General features: G+C 42.6%; 14 protein-coding genes and 3 tRNA genes. 5 read left to right on the forward strand and 12 right to left on the reverse strand.

The features are described from left to right. Positions 1-194: 194 nt before the first annotated feature. Entirely contained in the window at positions 195-5963 is a 5769-nt protein-coding gene (locus ABD772_RS07230; RefSeq protein ID WP_345102281.1) for an anti-phage protein ProA, read from the reverse strand. A gap of 304 nt (positions 5964-6267) precedes the next feature. Here ABD772_RS07230 and ABD772_RS07235 point away from each other — a divergent pair, with 304 nt between their 5' ends. After that, on the forward strand, positions 6268-7545 hold the full coding sequence (locus ABD772_RS07235; protein WP_345102283.1) for a metallophosphoesterase family protein: 1278 nt from the start codon (positions 6268-6270) through the stop codon (positions 7543-7545). Between the two features lie 5 nt (positions 7546-7550). Then, entirely contained in the window at positions 7551-11012 is a 3462-nt protein-coding gene (locus ABD772_RS07240; RefSeq protein ID WP_345102285.1) for an ATP-binding protein, read from the forward strand. A gap of 162 nt (positions 11013-11174) precedes the next feature. Here the strand turns inward: ABD772_RS07240 and ABD772_RS07245 are convergent, their stop codons facing one another. The 8 genes from ABD772_RS07245 to ABD772_RS07275 form a co-directional block, all read right to left on the reverse strand. Beyond that, the gene (locus ABD772_RS07245) at positions 11175-16034 is read right to left on the reverse strand and encodes a RecQ family ATP-dependent DNA helicase (protein WP_345102287.1); all 4860 of its coding nucleotides are present in this window, start codon (positions 16032-16034) and stop codon (positions 11175-11177) included. Between the two features lie 222 nt (positions 16035-16256). Further along, positions 16257-17057: a Shedu anti-phage system protein SduA domain-containing protein gene (locus ABD772_RS07250; protein ID WP_345102289.1), complete on the reverse strand. Its 801-nt coding sequence runs from the start codon at positions 17055-17057 to the stop codon at positions 16257-16259. Between the two features lie 32 nt (positions 17058-17089). Then, positions 17090-19450 carry an AAA family ATPase gene (locus ABD772_RS07255; RefSeq protein WP_345102291.1) on the reverse strand — a complete coding sequence of 787 codons (2361 nt, stop codon included), beginning with the start codon at positions 19448-19450 and terminating at the stop codon, positions 17090-17092. Positions 19451-19543: 93 nt separating this feature from the next. Then, positions 19544-19735: a DUF7829 domain-containing protein gene (locus ABD772_RS17555; RefSeq protein ID WP_425562823.1), complete on the reverse strand. Its 192-nt coding sequence runs from the start codon at positions 19733-19735 to the stop codon at positions 19544-19546. Next, positions 19654-19950: a hypothetical protein gene (locus ABD772_RS17560; RefSeq protein WP_425562821.1), complete on the reverse strand. Its 297-nt coding sequence runs from the start codon at positions 19948-19950 to the stop codon at positions 19654-19656. The genes ABD772_RS17555 and ABD772_RS17560 overlap by 82 nt, the downstream gene beginning before the upstream one ends. 510 nt (positions 19951-20460) lie before the next feature. Continuing rightward, positions 20461-21786 (reverse strand): site-specific integrase, encoded by a 1326-nt coding sequence (locus ABD772_RS07265; protein ID WP_345102293.1) that lies wholly within the window; start codon positions 21784-21786, stop codon positions 20461-20463. Between the two features lie 715 nt (positions 21787-22501). Beyond that, positions 22502-22574: transfer RNA gene (locus tag ABD772_RS07270), tRNA-Lys, on the reverse strand. Between the two features lie 109 nt (positions 22575-22683). After that, positions 22684-23685, reverse strand: a complete 1002-nt coding sequence (locus tag ABD772_RS07275) for a YCF48-related protein (protein WP_345102295.1) — start codon at positions 23683-23685, stop codon at positions 22684-22686. Between the two features lie 119 nt (positions 23686-23804). On the opposite strand from ABD772_RS07275, the gene ABD772_RS07280 reads away from it, so the two are divergent. The 3 genes from ABD772_RS07280 to ABD772_RS07290 all read left to right on the forward strand — a co-directional run bounded on the left by ABD772_RS07280 (position 23805) and on the right by ABD772_RS07290 (position 25071). Next, a tRNA-Leu gene (locus tag ABD772_RS07280) sits at positions 23805-23888 on the forward strand. A gap of 221 nt (positions 23889-24109) precedes the next feature. Then, positions 24110-24874 carry an Ig-like domain-containing protein gene (locus ABD772_RS07285; protein ID WP_345102297.1) on the forward strand — a complete coding sequence of 255 codons (765 nt, stop codon included), beginning with the start codon at positions 24110-24112 and terminating at the stop codon, positions 24872-24874. A 113-nt stretch (positions 24875-24987) separates the two neighbouring features. Continuing rightward, positions 24988-25071 (forward strand) — tRNA-Leu (locus ABD772_RS07290). 6 nt (positions 25072-25077) lie between these two features. Here ABD772_RS07290 and ABD772_RS07295 read toward each other — a convergent pair. The 3 genes from ABD772_RS07295 to ABD772_RS07305 form a co-directional block, all read right to left on the reverse strand. Continuing rightward, complete coding sequence (locus ABD772_RS07295; RefSeq protein WP_345102299.1) at positions 25078-25563, reverse strand: hypothetical protein; 486 nt, start codon at positions 25561-25563, stop codon at positions 25078-25080. 83 nt (positions 25564-25646) lie between these two features. Then, entirely contained in the window at positions 25647-26192 is a 546-nt protein-coding gene (locus ABD772_RS07300) for a C40 family peptidase (RefSeq protein ID WP_345102301.1), read from the reverse strand. A 267-nt stretch (positions 26193-26459) separates the two neighbouring features. Continuing rightward, complete coding sequence (locus ABD772_RS07305) at positions 26460-26840, reverse strand: hypothetical protein (RefSeq protein WP_345102303.1); 381 nt, start codon at positions 26838-26840, stop codon at positions 26460-26462. Between the last annotated feature and the right edge of the window lie 43 nt (positions 26841-26883).

The following is a 26883-nucleotide window of genomic DNA, read 5'->3' on the forward strand; positions in this document are numbered from 1 at the left end:
ATCAAACAGGGCATCATTTTGGGCATCGGTTATATTGACACGATTTGATGCAAATTAAGAACTTTCGGTTATCCCAGTTCAAATATAATTCTATAGTTGGACAATCACAAATGTTGTATTATCAAAATAAAATACTATTAAGATGTGCTTGATTTTCAAACATCTTTTACTCTCACAATGATAAATTTATTTAACTATTCATTCAACACAATCCGCTGACCTTCAGTTTTTGCAATGCCTTTGGCCAATGCTACACGTATACCGAGTTGCATGGCAATGTCCACGTTCGTCCCGAGGCGAGCGTAACCAAATAATTTGGCGGTTTCTCGGACCAGATCCTCCTTGGTAAGACTGATCTGGTTTTGCAAAACCGCTTTAATGCCGTTCGCAATCTCATGTGAGGGTAGGTCATCGGCGTCTCGCTTCAGCACTTCGTTGGGGGGCAGGCGGTAAAGCTGATAAGTTTCCGGCTGTTGATCGGCCTGCCAGAAGATGATATTACCATTATCGCTGGTTTGCTGTAGGCCAAGTTCCTTGAAGATGATTTCGAAATGCACCGAGATTCGGGAACCCATTCTGGCAATGCCCCAGCCTAAAAGGACGCGTTTGCACAGAAGATTTTTACTGACCGGCGCTTCTACGGCTAATACCTCATGAATCTGTGACTTAATGGTATTTCGGTAGCCATATTGAAAAAAATCTTCAGAATTGATACTGCGGATCACCTCAACATTAGCAGCTTCGTAATAAGATGTATGTATTGCCGTGGCTTTCGTCGCCCGAAAATTGTAGGGGATCGTTTCCTCTGAGACCTGCTCGGGTATAGCTTCCGGTTCTATCCTGATGCCTTGCTGAGCATGGTGAATCGCGGATAATATTTCCTGTAATACTTTGTCCGGTTTTTCCCACCATTCTGCCGACCAAACCTTTATCATATTCCAGCCCAGGCTTTTCAGTACACCCGGCTGAACGATCTCGCGATCACCTGGTGTCTTGGCCGCCTGATACGTGCGCCCGTCGCAAAGGATGGCCAAGATATATTGATTAGCATGATCAGGATGCACTATGCCAATATCGATCTTATAGGCAGAACAACCGATCCCGGTATTGACCTGATAGCCATGCTTTCGGATTTCTGTGGCTATAATTTCTTCCAGCCCCGGATCATGCTTGTTAGCACTCATCAGATTAGTCGGCAGGCCTTGCTTGCCCTTTTCGGCATAAGCTAAGAAAGCTTTTAAACCCGCCACCCCTTCAGAATTAGTACGGTTCAAGTCTATATGATCGGATCTTAAGGTGGAAAAAACTTGCATTTCATAACGTGCCCGCGAAACAGCCACATTTAAGCGCCGCCAACCACCTTCGCGGTTAATCGGCCCAAAATTAAGGCCTACCTTACCGGTCTCATCAGGCCCGTAACCTATTGAAAATAAAATTATGTCGCGCTCATCACCCTGGACATTCTCGAGATTTTTGACAAACAAGGGCTCTTCTGCTTCGTAGGCCAGGCGTTCCAGGTCCGGTCGCAACAAAAAGGTTTCGGTTAGTAAATCTTCGATCAGCGACTGCTGGACTGAACTGAAAGTCACTACTCCCATAGACCGCTTGATGATCGCCGGCGTTGATAAGCGGTAAATAATATAGTCAACAATTGCTTTAGCTTCCGCCCGGTTCTGCTTAGTTTTTCCGCGATCATAAAATCCTTTAACTTTTATCAGTTTAACTTTTGTTGCCAGATCATCGGTCGAAGGAAACGTCAGTAAGTTGTTATCATAGTACATCGCATTACTGAAAGCGATCAAGCTTTCATGCTTGCTGCGATAATGCCATAAAAGATGATAAGATGGCATGGATAGTGCGAGACAATCATCAAGAATGCTTTCCAGATCTTCTTGTTCGACATTATCCTCATCAAAAGTATTCGTCGAAAAGAAACTGGTTGGCGGCATCTGTTTAGGGTCACCTACCACAATTACGCTGTTACCGCGAGCGATAGCGCCTACTGCTTCGCAGGTTGGCATTTGGGAAGCCTCGTCGAAAACAACCAAGTCGAATTTGGCGCTGCTGGCATCAAAATACTGGGCGACCGAGATTGGGCTCATGAGCATGCAAGGCGTAAGCCGTGGCAATACATTTGGAATCAAATCGAATAGTTTTCTTAGTGGCATAGCACGCCCATTATTGCGCAATGTTCGTTGCAGAAGCCCAATTTCTGAGCTTTGAGCAGCTTCCTGAGTAAATGAAGGCGTCCTGGCCGCCAACCGTGCGTAGAGTTCTTCACGGGTAAGTTTTTCGAATTGGTCGCTCAGTTCGCGGAACTTGCGGATCTTCCCTTCGAACAACTGTCCGTGAAAACCAGAAAGTGCCGGGTTGTTTTCGATCAATTGATCGGCAATGCTTTTATAAAGCCCTTTTTTATAGCTATTTAATAGCTGATCAGACGGTATAGCTTGATCTTCAAACGCATCTACTAAGGCAATTAAACCGCCGGCAATTAGCCGGCTTTTAGTGGTCGTGTAAGTAAACCAGTCTTTTAAGCCATCGAGATTGCGAAGCCACTGTTCTGCTTGAACCTGAAGATTAGTAATCGGCGAACCTGTTAATAACAGTTGGATTTTTTCACGAGAGGTCTTTAAACGTCCGCCCAACGCTATAAAATTCCGAAATTCCGCTTCATGTATACGCAGGTAGGCGCCACTTCCTTCGTTGAGTTTGGCTGCAAAACGCTCGCGCCAGCTTTTCAAACCATCCAGGCCGATGCCTTTAGAGGCCGCCCGGTTTAGCGCGATATAGGCCTGACTCACCTGGATGATAACCGCCCAATCGGGGTTGCCATTGTTCCACAAAAAACCTGTTAAGCCCGGTAAATAAACAGCACCGGAAACTAGGGACTGTTCAGCTTGATAGGCGATGATCTTATTTAGAAGTCCAGGGATCTCCTCATTGACAAAATTGCCGGAAGGCGATTTAGATTTAAGCGATTTAATAATGGCTCTCTGCTTCAGCCACTTGGGTAAGAACCACTTTTGAGCGGCGATTTCCCAATTTGCCAATACTTGTTCGGCAGGAAATTCCAAAATGCTTTTGTTGAAAATTTGAAGCAAGTCGGTGCGTAAGGCATCGCGTTGCTGACCATGACCAGCGATACCAATGACTTGGGCCAGCGTCTGTTCCAGCGATTCATTTGTTAAAAATGATGCAGGTGAATCCGGCAATTTCAGTAAAATCCCAATCATTTCGCCTAGCACTTCGGTCTGATCAGCCGAATGGCCGCCAAAGCCCAAAGCTTCGGTAACACTTGCGCGAGTCAGATCCAGTTGGGCAGCAAACTCCAATATTTCTTCCAGTGTCTGCTGGATATCTGTTTTTAATTGCTGACTATAGTTTGATAGCTGTAACTCTCTTAAGGGATGTTGAGCAGGTGCGGAAACAATGGCAGCCACGGTTTCCAACTCAGCAGCCAGATCATCCCAAGTTGTTAAGTCCGCCGCTGATAACCGGATAACCTCGCTGCCCTGAAAAAATACTGTAAAAGGAGTTTGGGCCAACTCTGCATACTTACAGAAGAGTTCAAAAAGTGTATAACCGCCCGGGCGTTTGCGGTGCAAGGCATGCACGTAAACATTGAGTTCATTCCGCACGCTTAAAAGCCGTTCAGCGGTGTTTAGGAAATTTTCTGGACTGTCTTTTTTGATAACCTCAGTCGCCTTTTTCAATTGCGCCAACACATCGGACTTTTTGGATTTATTGGAATGTAGTTCCAGACAGAAATCGCCAATGCCGATCGTTTCGAGTCTTTTCTGAACAACTTCCAGTGCCGCTTTTTTTGCCGAAACGAACAATACCTTTTTGCCGTTGTAGAGTGCGTTAGCGATGATATTCGTGATCGTTTGGGATTTACCTGTACCAGGGGGGCCATGCAAAACAAAGCTTTCGCCCTTACCCGAACTGATAACAGCCTGTAATTGCGAAGAATCGGTACTGATCGGTAAAGCAAGTTCACCAGGGTGAATATCCAGATCAGTAACAACGGGTAAACTATTTAACTGTAACTTACCCGAGATCAGGCTCGCCACCACTTTGTTTTTTGCTAACTGTGCTGAATTATTATGGATGTCATTCCACAGAATGAACTTGTTAAAAGAAAAAATTCCCAGTAAAGCCTGATCTTCCACATCCCAGCGAGACTGGGACATGATCGCCTGCCGTACTGTATTCAGAATGCCGCGAACATCCACACCGCTTTCATCCTTGGGTAAAGTTTCGAGGCCACCGATGCCAATACCGAAATCCTGGCGCATCATTTCCAGCAAAGTAATATTCAGGATCGTTTCTTCTTCCCGAGAGCGGATCACAAAACCCTTTTGAGCGGATTTGCGGATGATCTCCACAGGGATCAATAAAATAGGTGCGAATCGGGGGCGTTCACTTGCCGGCGTTTCGTACCATTTGAGCAGGCCAATGCCAACGAACAAAGTATTCGCACCATTCTCCTCCAACGATAACCGCGACGAACGGAATAGATGAGTTAAATTTAGGTTCAACTCGGTTTCAGTCAGGTACGTCCGCAATCGCTGATGGGAAAGTTCGTGGTTAACCAGATCCGAGATTGGGTCAGAAGTATTGACAGCTTGATAAATGCCTGCATCCCTTGGAGAATTGCTCCAGTCAGAAGGCTTAGCCAGTATTTGGAATTCTTTACCAGCCGCTAGCGCATCTTCCAGTTTACCAGAGTTAATGCTAATGAACTGGATTACGCTCTTGGTCATCCGGGTATTCAATAAAGTATTTCGCAGTGTAAGATCCAGTAGTTTGCGCTCCCAGATCTGTTGCTTGGAAATACCTATTTTATCAACCTGCAAAGGTTTGTGATCCAGTAACACCTCTTCCGGCGTATAACCCGAAGTCAGTGGTTTTTCATCATACTGGATATCCCAGCCCTGATTATCGGGTATTCGGAGTGGCAGTGGGCGAATGCCACCAAAACGCACCCGTTTGATATCCACGAATAGCTGGAAGTTGTGCGTCTCAAGCATCCTGGCATCCGCTGAACGCACCGCCTCATCAAAAGGCGGATGATTACCTGCGTTCATACATGTTGATTCGACCACTACGATATCATTGATGCCAGCCGCAGTTCGTTTGGTGATGAGCGATGGATCGTCATTGACTGCGTCCGGGAAAGATTCGTCCACCAACCAAGCGCCCGCAAAAGCATGTCCCTTGATCATCACAATCAACGCATTGATACTCACAGCCTCCAAGCAGGCTGCATATAAAAGTGAAAGGTCTAAACAATTTGCCAGTCGCTGAGAAAGAATGGAATCGCTCAGTCTTACCCGCTGCCCGGTTTCTTCAAAGCTGGCTGGAACGGCGCAATAGATCAAATTCAAACCGGCGATGGCCTCATAGATTGCCGCCATCTGTTTTTTTACCCGATCTGGATTTTGGGTCTGATAAGCATTAAACGACGGATCACCCGTCCATTGCTGTAATAGAACCGAGGCGTTACGAATAATCGCCGGGATCTCAGGGTGATTTGGCGTAACAAAAGCAGCGAGTAACTCTGGTACTGAACCAGCGCCGTTCCACTGGTCATAGGCCAGTAAGTCGATATCATAAATGGCTGAACTGATGACCTGTTCAGCAGCCATGATCTTTAAATTCAAACGACCGCTGAGCCGCTCGGTTAAACCTGCCAAATAAGCCGCAGAGATGCGTAGCGGTACCGCCCCAAAAGTATAACTTTCACCCACTTTCAAACGATCAAGGCTCGCTTTCCAAACAATTGAAAATTCGGGCTCCGAACGGATTTCCACTGTTAGGTCCTCATAATCTAATTCACCAGCATTGGTCAAGATCAGCTGTTTTACCACCGGAACATGATTTTGCTGCATAGCAAAATTGATCACGGGTGCCAATGTTAAGTCTATTTGGATTGTGGGTAAGGTTTCAGTAGTCATAATTAAAGTGAAATTAACGATATTTTACCGCAAATCCGCCATCCTTAATTATGAAGTACTTTCCCACAGTGCGGGCAGCATTTAGCAGCAGCCTCTTTCTTTTTGGATCTCACGGAAAAACCCGAGGCCAGAATACAGACAGGTAGGACAAACACACTAATGCCCATATCGAGAGTAGTTTTGTGTTTAAAAAGATGAAGTCATTCGGGGGGCTGGAGTTGCGATTAAATAATATTAGATGCCCTGAAAGATTTAACTATTGATGTGATTAAACTGTACTTTAGAGGAACTAAATCTTTGGCTTATGTCTATCAAAATACTCGCGACTGCGGATCTACATTTAGGTAAATCCTCGGCAGATGTTTCCGGATCACATGCTTCCACCAAGTATACCTGGCAAAAGATCATCAACTACTGTATTCAAAATAATGTGGATGTTTTAGCGCTCTGCGGCGACATCGTGGATTGGGATAACCGTTACTTTGAAGCAGTCGGTCCCCTGCAAAGGGGCTTTGAAGAACTGCACCGCCATGGTATAGCCGTATATATGGTTTCCGGCAATCATGATTTTGACGTATTAGCCGGGATCGCCGGAAATATAAAGTTGCCGAATGTCCATTTGATCGGTGCTAAAGGCCAGTGGGAAGTACAAAAATTTGAGAAAGATGGACAGCTTGTCCAATTTGCTGGCTGGTCATTTCCTACAAAGTCGGTCAGGGAAAGCGCATTTTTAGATTGGGGACTGCCTGGCTATGATGCGAAATATCCCTGCATTGGGCTGCTGCACGGAGACATTGATAAGCCAGGAAGCGAATATCATCCCTTCAAACTGGATGAGTTAGTCAAAAGCGAGGTGAATCTCTGGCTGCTGGGCCATATCCATAAACCGGAGCGATTGAGGCAAAACCCGGAAGTTTGGTACGTAGGCTCCCCGCAGGCCATGAGCGCAAAAGAACCCGATGGCCATGGGGCACTCCTGGCGGAGGTGAGTCGGTCCGGTATGATCGGCATCAGTCAGGTGTTGTTGTCAACTGTTTTATACCGTACCGTGGAAATACCAGTTTCCGCCATTGACGAGGAAACAGAACTGAGAGACCGGATCATCAATGCCCTAGTGAAAGACGGCATGGACGCGGAAAATGAAATGCCGGAATTGCAGTCCATAGTTTACCAGGTCAAACTGACCGGAGAACATATCACAATCAACGAGGTGGAACGCTGGACCCGCGACATTATCCAGTATAGCCAGGTACTCAACAGGACTACTATCAGCGTCCGGAAGATCTATAGCCGCCTCCGGCCGGCATTACAAAAACTCGAGGAACTTGCATTGTCCAATTCGCCCGCCGGTGTCCTTGCACATACAATCCTCGAACATAGGAAAGGTGTCGTCACGCCCTTCCTGGGTCGGTTGATCGCGGACTGGAAAGTTAAAGCCAGCCATGCCTATCAGTCCGGAACGTACACCCCCTTATTGATCGGACGGCGGATCGGCCCGCCCGGGGACCAGGAAGGCATGAATTTCATCCTTAACGAGTGTAACCGCCTATTGGCAGAACTTAACGGACAACTTAATTCTTAAAAGTCATGGAAAAACAATCTTTACATTTTACCTCGCTGCATGTCCGCAAAATGCCGGGTTTACCCGATGGTTTGAAACCAATTGCTGGCTTGTCCAGACATGTTAATATTATTGCTGGCCCTAATTCTTCCGGGAAGACCAGTACGGCAACAGCTATTCACCAGCTTTTATGGCCACCAACATCCGGCAGGATGAATTTGGAGGGTGCGATTGAAACGGGGAATAACAATTGGGATGTCAGGCTGGATTACGGACAGTTCCGCGCCCAGCGGAATGGCATAACAGGTGAATTACCCGGCATTCCGGCAAGCGATGAATCGGTACGGTATAATTTTGCCTTACAGGAACTGGTGCATATCAATGATAAGGATCTTGCCGGGAAGATCTACCAGGAAGCAATGGGCGGTTACAATTTAGGCAACGCGGCTGCCGCCTTAAAATACAGCAGTGATATCAAGAAGAAAAACAGCGGCGCCTACACAGGTGTTACAGCCGCCTATGCCCAGGTAGCAGAGATCAATGGGAAGCAGCAAGACTTAAAAGACAAAGAAAATTCCCTGTCTGTCTGGATAGCGGCACGCGACAAAGCTGCGGAGGCCAGTAAATTAAAAGAATTTTACCAGGCGATGGTCAATTGTTTGGAAGCCAGGGAGCTCAAAGAGAGCCATGGACTTAAATTGTCGGCTTATCCACAGCAACTTAGGGCCATGTTCGGTAACGAATATGAGGAAATCATTGCACTAGAGGACCGGATGGAAGCCCTGCGGATAGGACTGGAAACGAACCGGGAAGCTATTCAAAAACATAAAGATGCGATCAGTGAATTGGGCCTGTCAGAAAAGGGGATAAGTCCCCCGGTGCTGAAGGAACTGGAGGACCGCGTTGAGGCACTTATCGAAGCGGAACGCACGATTTCAGAGCTGGGTATAGCGATTGCAGACCTGACTGGGACCATGGAGGCCTTGAAATTACAGATACATCCGGACTACGAGCCGGGTGAGGAAATTAAGATGGACCTAAGTAAGATAGCGAAGTTGGATGAATTTATAGACGGCGCGCATCGTTTGTTGAGTCAAATGAAATTTATACAGATCCAGATTGACAGTTTAAGCAAAAAATCGGCTCCCGTAAATCAAAACGCGGGTCAAATAAAAGAGGGGATAAAATCACTGACCAACTGGCTTGGCGAACAAAAGGGAACCGACGGGACAAAGATATACTGGTTGTGGTTGCTTGTGGCGGGCGCTTGTGCTGTTGCCCTGGCTGTTGCTTTATGGGGTTGGTGGGGAATGGCCGGGGTTATTATCCTGATTGCCTTCGCGTTATTGGGGCAAGGTAAAAAGGCGCATGGGAAAGCTGATGTCCGCCGTGAAGACTTCAGAAAAACGGGGCTAAAGGAGCCGACTGACTGGCAACCGGAGAATGTCCGTACCGTATTTGAAGAATTATGCCTTCAACTACAGGCGGCAGAACTTTATGCTCTGGAAAAACAGGAAGTGAACCGGCTGACAGTGGAATTAGAATCCCTGCAGCCCGAGCTGCAAAAGACCGAAGCTCAGCGCGACGACTGGATCAGGTTCTTGGGGCATGCGCCAGCGCTGCCTTCCGATGACCTTAAAAATTACAGCGCTTTTTTTTGGTATATCAGTCAGTTGAGTAAGTATGCAGAATTTGCCGCAGAACTGAAAGGGAAACGCGGCAGGGAAAAAGCTGCAGCGAACCAACGGGATGCTGAATTGAAAAAGATCAACGGCTTACTGAACGACTTCGGCCTTGCGGTAGAAGATGGTATAGTGGCAAAGGCTACTGTTAAACATTTATTAGAAAAAGAAAACGCCCGGAAAAATACCGTAACGACCATAGATGGCCTTATTGAATTAGGTGATGAAAAGGGAAAACAGCTTAAAGAGGCCGGTCTGAAACTTGAGGGGATCTATAAACGGCTGGGCCTGGAAACACCAGATAAGCACGAGGTGTACCAACTGGTGTACCAACTGGATGATTACAAAAAAGCCGAAGCCGGCTGCCAGGAAAAGAAGATTTTGTACGCGGAGATGGAGCGCTTGCAGCAAAATCATGAGGCATATGCGTCCTATAAGGATAAACTGCCGGATATGGACCTGGCGACAGCGCAACGCTTTGTTAGCGATTTTGCTTCCGTGGCCGCTGAATTCGATGGACTCAACGATAAAATCATCAGTACGAATGCGCTGATACAACGGGAAAAAAGCGGGCACGACCTGGAAGATGCCTTGGCTAAAAAAGAAGCCGCACTTGATAACCTGCAGCAAGTCTACGACGATAATTTATCCGCCCTGACGGGCAACCTGTTGATCAGCCACCTGGAGAAGGAAGGCGGGGAGCGTAATTCATCCAATGTGTTGAAACGCGGGAACCAGTTGTTTAACAAGATCACGAATGGGCGGTATGAACTTAGGATCAACGATATGGCGCAGCTGGATTTTCTGGCTTACGATCATATTCTTCATGAGGGGCAAAGTCTGAACCAGTTATCCACTGGGACACGTATCCAATTATTACTTTGTATCCGTTTGGCCTATATCGAAAGTCAGGAGAAGGAATTTCAGATCCCCATTATTGCCGATGAGTTGTTAGCGAACAGTGATGATCAGCGCGCCAGTCAGATCATTGAAGCGCTGGCGGAGATAGCCCTGCAAGGTCGGCAGGTCTTTTATTTTACAGCGCAAAAGGAAGAAATTGCCAAATGGAAATCATACGCTGATGAGCATGTCGGTTTTGAAATTAAGATATATGTGCTGGAAAGTGATGCAAACGAAAAAAGTGATTATCTTGCGGCTAACGACGAGCCTTTTTCGCTGAACCTGTTTGAAAAGATTCCAGCCATTGCCGGGCAGACCCATGACAGCTACCGGAAATTGATTGCTGTCCCCGGATTTCAATTGATGGCCCAGGATCCGGCTCAGCTCCACTTGTGGTATTTACTGGATGATTTGTCGGATCTGGCGACCTGCCTGGAAAACCGGATAATTACTTATGGGCAGTTGACCAGTTACATCAAAAATGGCGGGATTATACCTGGTTTCGATCAGGACAGGCTTCAACAGTTAGAAAAGAAAATCAGGCTGCTTGAAGCATTCCAGGAACTTTATCAAAAGGGAAGGCCAAAGGCCATCGATTTGAATGTTTTGAAAGGTTCTAATGCGGTGACGGAACGCTATCTCCAGGAAGTTTATGAGGTGTTAAAAGCGGCGGTTATTTATAACCCGGAAGAACTTATCCTTGAACTTGGCCAAAACGCCGTCTCAGGTTTTAGATCGGGTAACAGGGAAAGGCTGGAGACTTATCTGTTGGATGAGGGCTATATCAGCGGGGAGCCAATGTTAACCGGGGACGAACTTGCTCAACTCATTCAAATTAAAGTTAGAAAATTAGGTTTGGATCCGGCTGACGGGCAAAGATTTTTGGAATTGGTCACTAATAATTGAAAAAACAAGAACGCCTGATCAAACCATGGAAGGATTACTATACGCGATGTATCTTATTACTGTTACATTGTCTCCTTTAGATTGGACGAAGTATTTTGTCTTTAAATTTCCTTAATTTAAAAATAACTTTGATGGTTTAGGAGATGGGGACCTATCTGTACATTAGACTTCTTTTCCAAAAGTGAGTTTAGGCAAAATGATCATAATCCGGTGTTGAGTGCCTTCTTTTCGCCACCAAACCACAAAATTAACCTTTGCTTCTTTTAGTTTGAAATTTTTGGCTCTTAGTGCTGCTACCCTTTCCATAAATTGCCTTGAGAGTTTGATCACCGGATAACCGTTGCTCTCCAAATATTCGTCGCCGCGATATTGTAAGTTATCACCTGCTAATAAATTGGCAAGATGTGGTTGCACATTATAAAAGTGATTTAGTTGAACATCTTTATGTGTCAGGTGCATGGATAATTGATCGGCAGGTGGGTTTTGTCCTGTTATCTCCGTTCGATGCATGTTCGTGGTTTGGATATGATCGAAATGCCCGCTATTCAGATGTATCGTCAAGTTTTGTTTAGCCCTTGTGATCGCTACATAAAGTTCTCGTTTTTGCTGTTCGCTGATCGTGTTCTCTAACCCATCCAGCATCAGGAATAAGTTGTCAAATTCCCGCCCCTTGGCTTTGTGGATGGTTGATACAAAAATGGTTTCGGTATCGCGCTGATAAAAGTCTTCTAAATGCGACTCGCGTATAAAAACATCCAGATCCGACCGGTATTTCTTTTGGGGATTTACGGTCTCAAAGTCTGTTATCAATTGTTCCAATATCGGCCAATTTTCACTCTTGACGAACTTTGTTTTTACCGACCTTTTTGCCGCCTCCCAGGCTTTGTCTGTTATGACATGGATATCATCAGGGGTATTCAGCTGATCAAGGAAGTGTTTTATCTCTGCCAGATTGTAAAGCGCAAACCCATCGTTAGAGCGAATAAGTTTAGCTTTCAAACCGTGTTTTAAAAGCAAACCCGTTATTTCCTCAGCTTCGTTATTAGTGTGGGTAAGTATGCACGTGCTGCCGGCTAAAGGTGTGTTGACGATCTCGGTAACCGTTGGTACGATCAAACTACCATTTGTATACCTGGATATTTTTATAACGCCCTCGTCGGCTTGGTGCGCCGTTATCGGAGCGTTTTTTAAACGGCCTTGTAAATATTTTCCGAATTGGTTGGCAAACTCCACAATGTTGTTCTTGCTCCGGTAATTTTCGGTCAACTCATAAAGTTTCCCTCCATCCAATGCTGCCAGGGTTTTAAGATATTTGGAGTCCGCGCCACGAAATTGGTAGATGTTCTGGTCGTCGTCCCCAACGGCTATTACCCGTATCTCCTCATTTTCGGCCATCAATGCGCTTACCAAATTGAAATTGTCCTCGTCCATATCCTGGGCCTCATCTATCACCAGTACGGTCTTGGTTATCCTGTTCGGTTCAACCTCCCTGCTTTTTATCTTTTCAATGGTTCGCTTGATTATCGTATCAGCTCCATCAATACTTCCAACTTTTCCCAGCAGGTCAAAACAATAGGAATGGAAGGTTTTTATCTCGATAAAGTTGGCCGCATTACCCACCAATTTCAATAAACGCTTTTTAAACTCGGTCGCAGCCGCACGCGAGAAGGTGAGCATCAACAATTGCTCATGCTTAATATCTTCCAGCATCATTAGCGATGCCAGTTTGTGCACCAACACTTTCGTCTTTCCGCTGCCCGGTCCCGCCGCTACTACGATGTACTTGGAGGTTTTATCGCTGATGATAGCTGATTGAGTTAGTGAAAGCTCGCCGATCAGTTCACGATATTTTGCCGGGGTGAGATTCAGGCTTATTTCTTGTTGTCTGCTGCCTTTAAAATATTTGTTCAGGAACGATGGGTAGTTGAGCCGGAAATAGTCATCAACAAATTGCAGCGCGCCCACGTAGTCGTCTATCATCTTTTGCGCGTATTCGCCAACAATGTGTATCTGCTGGGTGCGGTTTTGATAAAATTGCTCAAGCTTTTGGTAATCGTCTAATTTATATTGGATGAGTGTATTCTGTTCGATCCGTTCTACGGTCAGCCGATTGTAAACGACTAAAAATCCACCCTCTATTTTCAGGGCTTCTATGCGGGACAGATAGAACAGGGCATCTTCAACATCGTCAATTGTGACCGGTGCGCCAAATAGTTGCAAGTCTTTTTGATATTCCTTTTGCAATTCCTGAATGGAAAACTCGATCAGTATCTCCTCTTTTTCCGGTCCGTCGGTTTTTATCGTGTTTAGCTTTTTGTACAGAAATTCGATAATAAAAACGGATAGTGCATGCCGGTTTTCAAATCGTTCCTTCGTAAGGTCTGCGGATTGTTTGGTCTTTGCTTTAAAATGGTCTTTTGAGCGGTTCGAATGGGTGCGGTCTATCCAGTTTTTGATCGCCCAAAAGTTAATGATGGTTTTGATCTTATTTGGCGATACATCGCTGCAGCCGTCAGCTTCTAAGCTTTCGTTCAGATCTTTCAGGTTGAATACCTTATCATGTTCATCGATAAATTTCAACAGGCAACGCTCTATGGCACCGAATGAATTGACTGTCTTTAATGAACTGGTTTTGGCTTCGCCACGTTTTATAAAGGCTGTCAGATCAAACTCATCGGCCAATATTTGTTCTTCGCGCAGCAGATTGACTATCCGGATCACATCATCCCGTACAATGCCCAAATGATCACTGATATAGTCCACTCGCGATTCGGCTGTCTCATCGCTCGATAGCCGTTTGCTCTTGCTGGAGAAGAGTTTTTTGATGATCCTGACTGCCATTCCCTTTTGTTTCTCAGAGAAGCGTTCAGACCGCATGATCTTATCGATAGCTTCCTGCGCATTTTTAGACCGGATGCTATTTGCAAAAACACGTGGCTGGTTCTGTCCGCGTTTAAGGTAGCCTGCATCTTCAAGTGCAGCAATGGCGGTAGTTACCCTTGTTTCAATGTTGTCCACACTATCATCCCAGCCAGCCTTTCGCGCTATTTCTAAAGCCGAATTTGATATTTTATCCCGGTAACGAGTAAGGTACTTGATGGTCCTCCATATCTGTTGTATCTCTTTGATAGATATTTTGGTTTGATTAAGCATAATAAAATGCTTGCTCAGATCCTCTTCGTTAAAAAGTACGTAGCAATCAGCCTCGATATTTTCATCACGTCCGGCACGTCCTGCTTCTTGTACATAGTTTTCGAGCGAGTCCGAAATATCATGATGGATCACGATACCAACATCCTTTTTATCTACGCCCATCCCAAAAGCAGATGTAGCTACGATAATGTCTACTCGTCCCGAAAGAAATGCGTCCTGATTGGCTACTTTTTCGGCAGCATCCAATTTGCTGTGGAAGGGCCTTGCGTTTAGACCATCAGTTGTAAGCCGTTCTGCCAGTTTTTCGGCCCGTCTTGTACGCGAAACGTAAACAATGGCAGGCCTGTCCTGTTCCTCTATCAATTCGCGCGTAGCCTGATATTTTTCTTCGTCGCTACCTTTGGCTAATACTTTGTAGTGCAGGTTGGTACGTGATGCCGAAGACGTGAATCTATCTAAAGCTAAACCCAGTTTATCTTCAAAGTATTTACAAATGTCGTCAATAACCTGAGGTTTGGCCGTAGCCGTAAAGCAGGATATCGGTATGGGATAAGGGAGCTGCTTATGCTCGCGGATCAGTTTGATCATTTCGCCGATGTAAAGGTAATCCACCCTGAAATCCTGTCCCCATGATGAAAAACAGTGGGCCTCGTCTATCACGAACCGCGCTATCTTGCGACTTAATAGCAAACGATATATAGTAGGTGACCTTAACGATTCAGGAGATATGTAAAGCATACAGGCGGAACCATCTGCAACGCGTTCGATAGCTTTGCTGCGCTCGATCGGGTCGAGCAGGCCGTTGATGGTCACTGCGGTGGTAATGCCGTTCTTTTCCAGGTTATCTACCTGGTCTTTCATTAGCGATTGCAGTGGTGATATCACTACAGTAAGCGCACGTGCGTTTTCGCCAGCGAGCAAGGCCGGCACCTGAAAGGTAATAGACTTGCCACCACCGGTAGGGAATACTGCTATGAACGATCTTGAGTTGATAGCAGCATCGACAGCGTTCAGTTGCAAAGGCTGACCTCCATACTCACGAAAGGAACTATAACCAAAATAACGGTCGAGGGCTCGATGAGCATCTAAAGCCTGGTCGCAATAATGGCAACCTGTAATGCATGGTTTTTGCCGCAATAAAAACATCAAACGCTCCACTTCCCTAAAATGAGCCAATACCCAACCTGGCGTGATAGAAGCGGGTTCGCTTGCGCTGATCAATGACAAGCAATAAGCCAACTCTATGGGCGTTCGTTGTATAAATAGGTCAAGGTCGACATTTTGGCAGATACGGTCGGCGAATAACAGTCGGATGAGCGTTGCTGTATCACCCTCTGCCTGGTAGTTTATATATTTAAAAAATCCGCTGAAGCGACGGTCGTGTCCCACAAGGACGTACAATAGCCGTTTCATATCCTCATCTAACTCATCAAATGTGGCTATCTCATCGTAAAATAGATCTTGGGCCTTTATGGCATCATTTAGTGGATTATTAAGTTCGTCGGTTTGTAACTTATCATCTTTAAGCAATGCATGATAGGGTTTAGACGGGAATAACAACGGCGACCAATACAAGGTATCGATGATGTTCCCAGTACTTATACCGGCTCTTTCTATCCAATTGCCGATGTATTTTATATCATGCTGGGTAATAAAATGCGCGCAAACGAACTGTATGCCTTTCAGAAAGTCAGTCAACTCAGCACCGGAATTTTTATGGAATTTTGCCCCGTCATATCTGATTGCACCAATGTCTTTAACCTGCTTGGTTTTAGGTGCAACTTCGGTGTCTATAAAGGCAATGGTATTCAAGTTTGGTCGGTTCTTGGCATCGTTTATGCCTGTCTGTATAGCTTTTTTATTATGCAAGATAATGTTTTTTGATAAAACGCTTCAAGTAGATCGCATGGACGATAAAACAGCGCCTGCTGGAGGCGCACGCTATTTAAATACAAATCAACACTTTCATATTGGTCTTCGTACTCTTGTCCCAGCTCCGTACGAACAAATTTCGAGATCAATTGCTGTGTGTGGCGCGGTTGCATTTTGGGATTAGAAGCGATGGAAGGGATATATTGATAAATAGGCGGCTTAATAATTTCCCGATTGTTTAAATAATTGTACTGTATCGATCAAGTTATCATAATGAAGTAAAGTAATGTTGCGCTCCCGTTTCATTTTTCTTTGTAGCCGGTAGGTTTTCTCTTTGAAATCTTTTCTTCTACCTGCTACTATTGTATAATGTATCCTCGTTTTATCAAGCGTAATAAATTCATCCGGCAAAGATTTTTCCGTACCTAAGTATTTTTGAAATATTAATCTTAAATGAGAAAAATTGCCGTCGACCCAATGATCCCAATCTTCTATTTGCTTTAAACCGTTACGTATAGCTATGCCAAATGTGCCATCTGCGTTGATGATAGGGCCTGTTGGACTTTCAAGTTCCACAAACACAAATTGATACCCGCCAGAGCTTTTGCCGACAAGTAAATAATCAGCGATAAAATTAGGCGGCAATTCAAATTCCTTAAAAGCATATGCGGCATGATGTCCGAAAAAATAGCTTGACTTTAAAATAGCACCTATTAAGAAATAGTGACGATTTTGATTGATGAAATTCAATATTACTCGTTCAATTGGAGAATTATCCAGTAATAGTTGAAATTCCCGGCTTACGTCATCTAAATAAGCATGATTTTCCAATGTTATTAACGGAAGGAAGTTATTCGGGAATAGCGATTCATAGTGATATCCGGCAGCAGGCATCAGTTTGTGATAGCGTGACAACTGCACTAATGTAAATTCTTTACGCTTAGTAGCATAATCTCGGGCTTTTTGCAACTGGATTTCTTCTTCCTTAGTTAATATACGGTAATCTCTATCGTACAGCATGGTTTTATTGAGAGGGAATATATACTTGTTATTTAAGCAACCTGATTTACACTGTCCATTAATGCTTCGAACTGGTCGGGGTCGGCAGTCCGGATCTTTTCAATAACAGCGCTGGAAACTCTTGTTATTTCGTCCATGTCAATCGGTTGCATCCCTCTGTCAAATTGGTCTTCCATGTGCGAGTATTCGTTAATTACGCGGCTTACAAGTGTATAAGTCACCCCATCATTTTCAAAATACTTTAATAGTCGCTGCTCAAAACTCATATTGTGGGTCGGGTATCTGTAAAAGGTGTAAGATTCCAGGAACTTACGCATGTTATTGCCAAAGCTATACTGATAGTTATTACTGATGAGTTCCCTGTCACCAACTGAACATTGATAGATTTGATCAAACAGATAATTAAATTCTGTGATATAATTTTTCATGTAGGATGGTGCCAACATCAATATGCTATTGCTTTGGCTTCGCCTTTCGATCATAAAGTGCCCCACATTCTTGCTGTTCTTCATGCCAGTAAGTTTCTTAACATATTTTAGAAACTCCATATTGTGCGTGGAAATAAACAGCTGACCATACTTTTTAGGTTTGGCAATCACATTTTCGATCAAACTAAACATGAAAAAAATATGGTTACTATCGAGACTGGAGATCGGGTCATCAATATAAATAACGAGTTTATCGCTTTCCGTTTCGTCTTTCAATTCGTCTTCGATCTTAGCCATGAAATAACAAAACGATATTAAGCTGCATTCTCCCTCACTTAGATTATTTGCCGGAGCACCATCCCTATGTATGCTAAATTTAATATTAGGCTGCTCACCCACTGCAACAAGCTTTAATTCATTGTGGCCGAAGTAATGCGTTAAGTGCTGGTTTACAAGTTCTGCACCTTTGCTTTCATCCTTGGCCTGTGCTTCCAATTTTCTTTTTTCGTCCTGCAACCGCGTAATTTCTTCCCTTTTACTTTTGACTGCCCCACCCATCAGGTTAAGTTTATTGTCTTCCGTTTCAACGGCAGCCATCACATTCTTATAATCAATGTCGATGATAAATTGCGCGATATGCGCCAGTCGTAATTTCTTCCGTGCTATTTCCTGATCTTTAGAAAGTGTACTTGTTTTTCGGTTGTGATCGGTAAGAGCATCGTTAAACGCTTTGATCGCGTTGACCAGACTTTCCGAAGCATCAGTCAGTTCGGGTAGACTGCGTTCCTTAAAAATATCCTTTTCGCGAGCTTTTAATTCTGTAATAAGGCGCTCGATATTTTCCATATAGACGCTGCTCGCAGCTTCCCATTGTTTAGATGCGCTATCAAAATCGCCATGCAAAGTCCCATAGAATAACTCTCTCTTTAGCGTCAAAAAATTGTTCAATTCTTTTTTTGCAATTTCCAGCTCATCTATTTTGCGTTTGATCTTATTCCGCAGTTCTTCTGATTCTTTACTGAAATGTTGGTCAAGCCTATCCCAAAGATCACTACCGAGATTATTGCCGCAAAAACCGCAGGTCGTTCGTTTATCGCGGTGCTTATCAATACCCTGCCGCACCCATTCTTGCAATAAACTATCATTGATCAATTCTGTAATAGGTTTACTTGGTGTTATCTTTTGCCGCAGTATCTTTTCACAGTCCGAAGTGTATTCCGCGAATTTTGGTTTGTTTGTCGGCAAGGGATTTATATCATCCATCGCCGCTTCCTTAAGCAACTTTAGCAAAATATCTGTACCCTCTGTATCAAGTAAATGTGTATCTGGAATATCACCAATAGCTGCTATTTCTGCCTTTATATCGGTAATAGTATAGGTCTTTTTAGTTGCGGTTACAATAAATAATGTGTCTGTGATCTTTATATGGTCGGCAGCACGTTTTTTAAGCTTATCCTCCATATCATTGGCTTTGCCATTGTTTTTCTTACGGAAATCTGCCAGGGTAGCTTCTTCTTCGGCGACCTCATGTATCAAACCTTTATTATATTCAACTGCCCCCAGTTTTTCTACAATTTCGTCTAATTGCTTTTCCATTTCAATATTTGCCGCGCCCAATATCGTAAAGGGTTTAATCGTGCCATCCTCGCGGTGCAACCACCCTAAATTTTCTCGCACGAAATCTGTATTGTAAACACGAATCTTATGGTGCTGCGCAAAGTCTTGTAAACTAGAATGGGTGACGATCTGGCCACCCGTAAGCGTAACCTTAAATTGACAAGCCAGGTAATCTTTGTGCATGATCGCGTCTTCGATGCACTTAAACATCCTAGAGAGTGTAGTTTTTCCGGAATAGTTTCGCCCGTAAATGATATTTATTTTTTTGAATGTCTCATTTGAAATGACGGTATCCCACGCATAATTTTTAAATAATCCGAAGTGTGGAACATCAATTTTTGCGATCATAACTTTACTATAAGGAGTTTACGATAAGGTTTATCAAACTTAATAAATAAACCCTATCAGTTATGCTCAAAAGTTGTCCAGGATCGCGGGGATTTAAAAAATGTAATGAACGGTTTTTTTCGGTAACGGGACTTCAGGAAAAAGTTCGGAAATGATTAATTCCAAGCTGGTATACTGCTCGGGCAATTCGTCGCGATAATTGATCAGTTTTGCATTGAAAGAACCTTTACGGTCTTCTTGAATGACCTTTTCCCACACGCCATAAGTACGAAAAGCCGCTTCGATATATTGCCAGAATTCTTTATAGGCTGAAATGGCATTGTTGGCAAACCGATCCAGTTCTGAAAGTTATAGCCAACAATACGCTGCGCGGCAACCTTGATGTCCTGCATTGCTTTCCGCAACCTTGTACTTGCTGCTGCGTTGCCTTTGTTGTAGAATTTTTCAGCATCTGCTTCGGCAGATGTGATCAGGTCTTTCAATTTTTGAAATTGGTCCATATTTTAGATTTTTTAAAAGATTATTAAAACTAATTAATTATCAAATTAATAGGTGTAAGACACTTGCACAGCTTGCAATAGAATTTTTTAATGACGATACTACTCACTTAGGGTTTGCGCCTTCATGTAGATTAATTTACATAGGAGATCGCAGTTCTGAATTGCTAACCAACTGTCCGTGCTTCTAGGGTTCCTAAACTGGGCTCGAGTCAAAGAATTAAAGGCCGAATGTTCAATTATTAAACATTTCATATTCCGCCACCAATAAAAGATAACTGAACATTATAAATGAAAAGTGTTTCAAATTAAAGATGCTTAAAAATTCGAATTCTCTGATTTCGCCGTTTAATGGCGAAAATGTTTTCGTTACCCAAGCCAAGTAATCTTTAAGATAACCATGGATTGAGTTATGTAAAGGATCACAGTAGGCTTTACAATTAACTATATCTAAAGGTTGCGGGCCATACGAATTTGAACAAAGCTTTGCTGTATTTAGATCTATTCATCAATCTATCGCATAGATAAGCCTATTCGTCTAAGTTGCCCATCTGTTGTAAACAAGTTTTTTTTCTGATTAGCATAAGTCTTACTGATCAATTGTTTTCGGACACGTGCATAGCGTTGGGTTGTCCGGATTGTTTTATGACCAAGCATTCTGCTTACTTCAGCCAAAGAAAATTCCAAAATGTTTAACATGATATCGGCGAAAGTGTGTCTTGCAAGGTGTGTGTTGAAATCCCTGTTTATGCCACAAATCGTTGCAAGTTCTTTTAAATAGCAGTTGTAACGATAATTACTATTTACAGGTATTAGCCGCCCATGCTCGGTTCTGCAAAGATGATTTTCATAACGCAGAAGTATTTCTTCGACAATCGGCATAATTGGAACCATCTCGATAATACCGGTCTTTCCCCTGTCTTTGATCAACCAACGTTCCTTGGCTATACCTACCAAAGTAATATTTTCTGGAGTTAATGCATATACGTCCTGAAAAGCGAATCCAGTAAAACACTGAAAGATAAACGCATCCCTTACTTCAGCCAAGCGACGTATCGAGATTTTCTTTCTCCATATCTTTTCCACCTCTATAATCTCCAATGGTTCAATTTCTTTTTCCTCTGTGCCGCATTTAAACTGCAGGAGTGGGTTTTTATTTATCCAGTTATTTCGCTCCGCAAAGTTCAATACACCTTTTGTTTTTTTGATGTGATTTTTGGCTGCGGAGTCCTTAATTACTTTTTTCTGTTCGGTGGTTAAATACATGTAAAAATCAAGGGCAAAGGAATATTTGATTTTGTCAAGATTCATGTCAAAGACGCCATACCTAAATTGCAGAAACTCCTTCAATTTAGTTCTCGTTGAGTTCCATTGCTTCAGCGTTTCCGCGGAGCGCAGTCCCTTTTCAACCATCTTTTCAAAATTTGCAATATGTATATCTACCGTTTGCAAAAAGGTGGGGCTTGACGATTTCTTTTCTATAAGCTTTTCACTTTTGTTAACTACTTTCTGCTGTTTCGCTGGTTTACCCAAGTAAACATTCTTAAGCATTAATGCTGTGATTTTCTCGTACCGACCTTGTAGTAATATAAAATGCCGATTTAAATCAACCGTCAATTCGCTGATTTTAAGATTTATTTCCTTGGTTTCCTTGTCTTTGCCTTTGGCTTTCTTGTTTTCTAAATCCCATTCATCAAGATGTGCTTTTTTACCGAGCGAAATCTCCGCTTTAGGTCCGCCTTTGATACTGATTCGACATATAATTGGAGCATAGTCATTCTTATCCTGTTTTGATTTTCTATGCCAAAAAAGCAAAGATATATTTTGATTATTTTTCATGTTCAGCCGAAACATAATCAACAAATTCAATGAATAAGATAGGTTAGTGAATAGAAAGGAAGTCTGCTGGGAGAAATCGCGGTTTATGCAGTCAGCTTTACGCTAATGTGTATCTTGTGGCTGAGTCATTGCCTCATAATGATTTATAGCACCCTCATAGATAACTGAAGCTTTGCGTGGTTTTTCTAAAGAAAACGTTAGTTATATTTTAGCCTGGGTTTATTCTGTTACAGAATCATTGGGAATTTGCCCTTATTCTGTTACAAAAAATTATTTACCGATAGTCTTTCACATTGGCTTTAATGTTTGACTGGTGCCCAAATGTGATCATATTTGTACCTAACAACTGGGTAACAAATTAAATTGATTCGATTTGACTAGTAGAAAAATCTATTTTAAACAGAAAAGGGCCGAAAACGCATCTTTTTATTTTTCATTTTTTCTAAAAGGACATGATCCCACCGGGATCACACGGGGACCACAAATAAATGGTTAGAATACTCTATTAAGTATTTGATTTTTACATGTTTAAGTATTCATTGAATTGTGATTTAAAACAACGTAAAAAATGGCCGGGATCACGCTTTTTTTGTTAAAAAAAGTGACTATTTGAAGGTGAAAATGGATTTATTGAGCAATAAGAAGGGCGTGTATTCGTGATTGATTTTAAACGAAAACACCCTGTAAATGCTTGATTTACAGGGTGTTGTATCCGTGATCCCGCTGGGACTCGAACCCAGGACCCCAACATTAAAAGTGTTATGCTCTACCAGCTGAGCTACGGAATCATTAACCGTTTCCGATTAAAGTGGTGCAAATATAGAGCTATTTGGCTATCCATGCAAGGCTTATACCAATTTATTTTTAAGTTTTTTTAAGCGCTTCATTTACAGGATGCTAATTTTTTAGTACGCCGATTTTTCCACCGTCGCCAGCCAATAATATCAATTTTCCATGCTTTGCTTTATGGCAAACATTAAAGCTTTGTCCATCAATTTGTGTCCATTTTTTCCCACCGTCGGTGCTTATATTAGTGCCGGCGGTGCCGGTAGAGATGAGGATATTGTCTTTAATGACGTCTACACAAGATTGATAACCAGATGGAAAGCTGTAGGCTAAATGCCAATTCAATCCACCGTCTACGGAATAACATGCGGTCGAATCGCGTCTTTTATCATTTTTATAATCGCCCCCTACCGCAATCAGGCTTTTTTTATTAGTTACAACAGAAAAAACGCCCTGGTGATTTTGCCCATGCAACAGTGGCAATGGTCGATGCACCCAACCGGAGTAGTTTTTGATAATTATTTCGGCAGAGCTGCCGCCGGTAATGATTGTTGGTAAGCCGGTAACAGTCAAGCACGTTCCGCTTGCGGCAAATGCCGCCTGATCTTTAAGGGCATCAGGGCCATTAATCGGCTTCCAGCTGTCACCACCGTCTTTGGTCTCCATTAATAAAAACTTATTGTTAATAGGATCGCCCATCACCAAGCCATGTTTAGGACTATCAAAATCCATTGCGTCCAAAAAGTACAGACTGTCGTCTTTACGATAGTTTACTTTCCAGGTAATGCCACCGTCGACAGTTTTTAAAATCACCGCCGGTGTGCCCGAACTCATTATTATAGCTTCTTTGGCAGAGAATGCTTCAATATCTCTGAAATCAGATTTTTCGAAACCTATTATTTGCTGCCAATACCATGACTTACCGCCATTGGTGGTAACCGCAAAATAACCTTTAGCGCTACTTACCCAACCTACCTTGTCATCAACAACAGACAACCCACGAATGCTAACGGGTTTATTTTGCTGTAATAATTCGACATGTTGGGCAAACGACCTAAAGGGGAGTACCAAAAAAATCAGTTTGATAATATGATATAGCTTATTTCTGATCATAATGGTTTGCCGATAGTGAATAATGTACTAAGGTATATTTATGATAATTTTTTTGCAACCGTCTTACACTTTAATGTTTATTTTATACAGAGAAAAACTATATTTGCACCCTCTTACAAGCCCGGGTGGCGAAATTGGTAAACGTTGCGGTCTCAGAAGCCGTTGAGAATTGTCTCTTGAGAGTTCGAGTCTCTCCTCGGGCACGCCCCTAAATAAAAAAGCCTCAATTTGAGGCTTTTTTATTTAGCAAAAATGTTACGCTTAGCGTATTAATAAAAGTTACTTCATTAATTAGTACATTAAACAATTGTATAAGGATTAAGATATTTCGCTGCATTGTTCATATAGCCTTTTGCAGGGGAATTTATTGTGTTATCTTTCCGTGTAAATAAAATCTAAAACTTGTTGTTGATCTAAACTAATCATGAAAAAAACAATTCTAAAAATTACCCTTGCATTTCTATCTGTTATTTTACTCACATCTTGCAGCAAAAAAGACAATAAAGATCCATCAGTACAAACCTCTGTGACGCTCGATTCAAAGTCGGTTTCTTTGCATTATGATGAAAGTCATCAGTTCTCGTTACTTGGCAGCGGTAATATCACGACATCATCTTATAATTGGATTTCCAGCGATGTAGCGGTTGGTATTATTGACGCGACAGGGAAATTTACCGCCAAAAAAATCGGCACAGCAACTATTAAAGCAGTTAAGGGTAATGATAGCTTTGAGGCCCAGGTGACTGTTTTACCTTACAGTACGATTTGTAAGGAGCCTTTTTGGAACTTCAATGATGATATAGCTGCGACCAAGGCTAAGGAGAGCAGAACGTTAGTTGGCCAGTCGTCGACTGTTCTTATGTATTCAGGTGAAAATGGAAAAATAAGAAATATAGAATACATGTATGGCGATAATAGCAAAATGAGTAGTGCCGCTATATTGTTTGACGGTTCAACTGCAGTTATTGAAGAAGCGGCCAAGTTTTTTAAAGAACGATATGCTTATGTCGGAGAGGAGTCAGACGTTTATTTTTATAGTGACAACAAAAATGTGGCTATCGGTATTACCATCGATAAGACCTTGGGATTTATTGCTATATATATTCCTTACACTTCAAACGGAAATACCAATTCACTAAATTTAAAAACTATATCCGGCATATTAAAAACTGCCAAAAAAATTCAATAGTAATGACGACTAGTGATGTAGCTCATCGTACGCTTTGATAATAGAAAAGTATTACCTTAGCGGCTAATTAAAAGAGCGGACTATTAGTAATCTGATATCGGCTCTCTTTGTAAGCCCGGGTGGCGAAATTGGTAGACGCACCATCTTGAGGGGGTGGCATTCGTAAGGATGTACGAGTTCGAATCTCGTTCCGGGCACAGTTATTACCTAAATAAGTTTCTCTTAATTACAAAAAAGCCAATTGCCACAATAGCTAATAATATAATAACCCAGATAATGGCGGATTTTATACTATTTGTAGCAAGGCTAGGATCTTGGTGATCCGCTATATGGGTATAAGCAGAATCTTGCTGTAATTTCGTTTTCTTTTGGACGCTTAATTGCGAATCTTCGGTTTTTACAATATTATTTTGCCTTGTTGTTTTTTGATGATAATGTACAATAATTGTTCTGGGTTTCGGCGATGCTTTAAAAGCCAGGTTTAAACCAGATTTATCCACCGTAAAATCGATGCTTAAGTCGTCATTTTCGAAATGCTTAGCCGAATCGTTTAAATTAACATTGCCTGATAATGGCTTCCCAATTACTGTAATTGAGGTATCCAGTTTGGCCTCTGTCATAATAATTGATTTATCTTGGTACAATAAATTTTGCTTACCAATACTATCGATTGTTTTTTCCAGATTCAATCGGGCTTCGCTTTTAGTTAAAATGTGCGATTTTTTCGAACAGGAAATGAACAGCACACAAAGTATAATTATCAAAAAGTTTTTCATTTAATAAATCTTGCTACGGCATAAATCTGCCTGGTTAATCTTATTTTATGGTATACACCATCACCTTCCCGGCTGCCGGCTTGATTAGTATTTCCCTCAACAGTTTGCACTTGAGTTGTTGTCCATCTGTCTACAAAACCTGTGTGAGCGATTCTGTTTTTTTCTAAAAAATAAATCCCGAAAAGGTCGCCTTGAGTTGGTTGCGTATTCACATACGCATTGCGCGTCCATATTACGTATTGATGTTTAAATAAGTCTGGACAATAGCCACTCCTGGGGTTCAGGATGTTGTTTTGTCCATACACCCAGCACACAAATGCGGCACACCATGGTGCTCCTTTAGACAAACTACAGTAACGGAGGTAAGCCTCCACAGCTTTGCCGTCATTATTGCCGGTTAATTCCCGGACGCCAATTTGCGAAGTATAAGTTAAAGCTACTTTATTGCGGAGGATTGCACTGCCGGTATGGCCTGATTGAGCATCACTAACACCAGCACAACAAAACAATAGATAAATAAAGAGGTAGATATTTTTTGCCATGGGGTTAAAGTTTTAAAAGTTTTTCCAAATTCGTTTTCGAAGAAGTCGCGTAAATCAGGCCATATTACTTTAAGCATCAGCCAGGATACTGAACAAAAAATACATAGGCTTATGATCGACGTAATGTTTACCTGCAAAACGCCAATGTCAAATGTGCCTGCGGTAGGGTCATACCACCTTAAGATGTAGGGTGATAACAGGAAAAGTAAAATTGCAGCTAGCATTAAAACATACTCGCCATGCTTTAGTAGTAGTCTAGACAGATCTTTATATCTGTTTATTATCCAATTTTTCAGCCTGTTCATAAACGATTAATTTGTTTTTTAATAGGGTGATTTCTACACCCATTTGGTTAATTCTTTTAGTTAATTCGCGCTCTCTGGAATTTTGCGCGCGGATGATCTTCAGATATTCAGTTTCTTTTTGCTGCAGCATTAATATCTGTTGACCTTGTATTTCTGATTGATTTTTAAGGTCGTTAAGTATTTTGCTGTACATTTCAACTTCAGTAAACTTGGCTTGCGTTTCGGCAAGTAAGGTTTCGGCGGTTGTCTTTTTTCGCGAGGCTATTATCGTAATGCCCATTCCAAAGCCAACAGAACTTAAAATTGATAGGATAGACGGTAGATCTAAGGTGGTGAATGTCATAGGGAGACGGAAACAGGTAAAAGCGAAATAAATAATTTAGATA

Origin of the sequence: Mucilaginibacter panaciglaebae, assembly GCF_039539265.1 — a bacterium.
In the GTDB taxonomy this organism is placed as follows: Bacteria; Bacteroidota; Bacteroidia; order Sphingobacteriales; family Sphingobacteriaceae; genus Mucilaginibacter; species Mucilaginibacter panaciglaebae.

Bases quoted from the DNA above. Each gene is read 5' to 3' on its own strand.
- ABD772_RS07230 (WP_345102281.1), bottom strand. From the start codon at position 5,963: ATGACTACTGAAACCTTACCCACAATCCAAATAGACTTAACATTGGCA.
- ABD772_RS07235 (WP_345102283.1), top strand. From the start codon at position 6,268: ATGTCTATCAAAATACTCGCGACTGCGGATCTACATTTAGGTAAATCC.
- ABD772_RS07240 (WP_345102285.1), top strand. From the start codon at position 7,551: ATGGAAAAACAATCTTTACATTTTACCTCGCTGCATGTCCGCAAAATG.
- ABD772_RS07250 (WP_345102289.1), bottom strand. From the start codon at position 17,057: ATGCTGTACGATAGAGATTACCGTATATTAACTAAGGAAGAAGAAATC.
- ABD772_RS07255 (WP_345102291.1), bottom strand. From the start codon at position 19,450: ATGATCGCAAAAATTGATGTTCCACACTTCGGATTATTTAAAAATTAT.
- ABD772_RS17560 (WP_425562821.1), bottom strand. From the start codon at position 19,950: ATGGACCAATTTCAAAAATTGAAAGACCTGATCACATCTGCCGAAGCA.
- ABD772_RS07265 (WP_345102293.1), bottom strand. From the start codon at position 21,786: ATGAAAAATAATCAAAATATATCTTTGCTTTTTTGGCATAGAAAATCA.
- ABD772_RS07275 (WP_345102295.1), bottom strand. From the start codon at position 23,685: ATGATCAGAAATAAGCTATATCATATTATCAAACTGATTTTTTTGGTA.
- ABD772_RS07285 (WP_345102297.1), top strand. From the start codon at position 24,110: ATGAAAAAAACAATTCTAAAAATTACCCTTGCATTTCTATCTGTTATT.
- ABD772_RS07300 (WP_345102301.1), bottom strand. From the start codon at position 26,192: ATGGCAAAAAATATCTACCTCTTTATTTATCTATTGTTTTGTTGTGCT.
- ABD772_RS07305 (WP_345102303.1), bottom strand. From the start codon at position 26,840: ATGACATTCACCACCTTAGATCTACCGTCTATCCTATCAATTTTAAGT.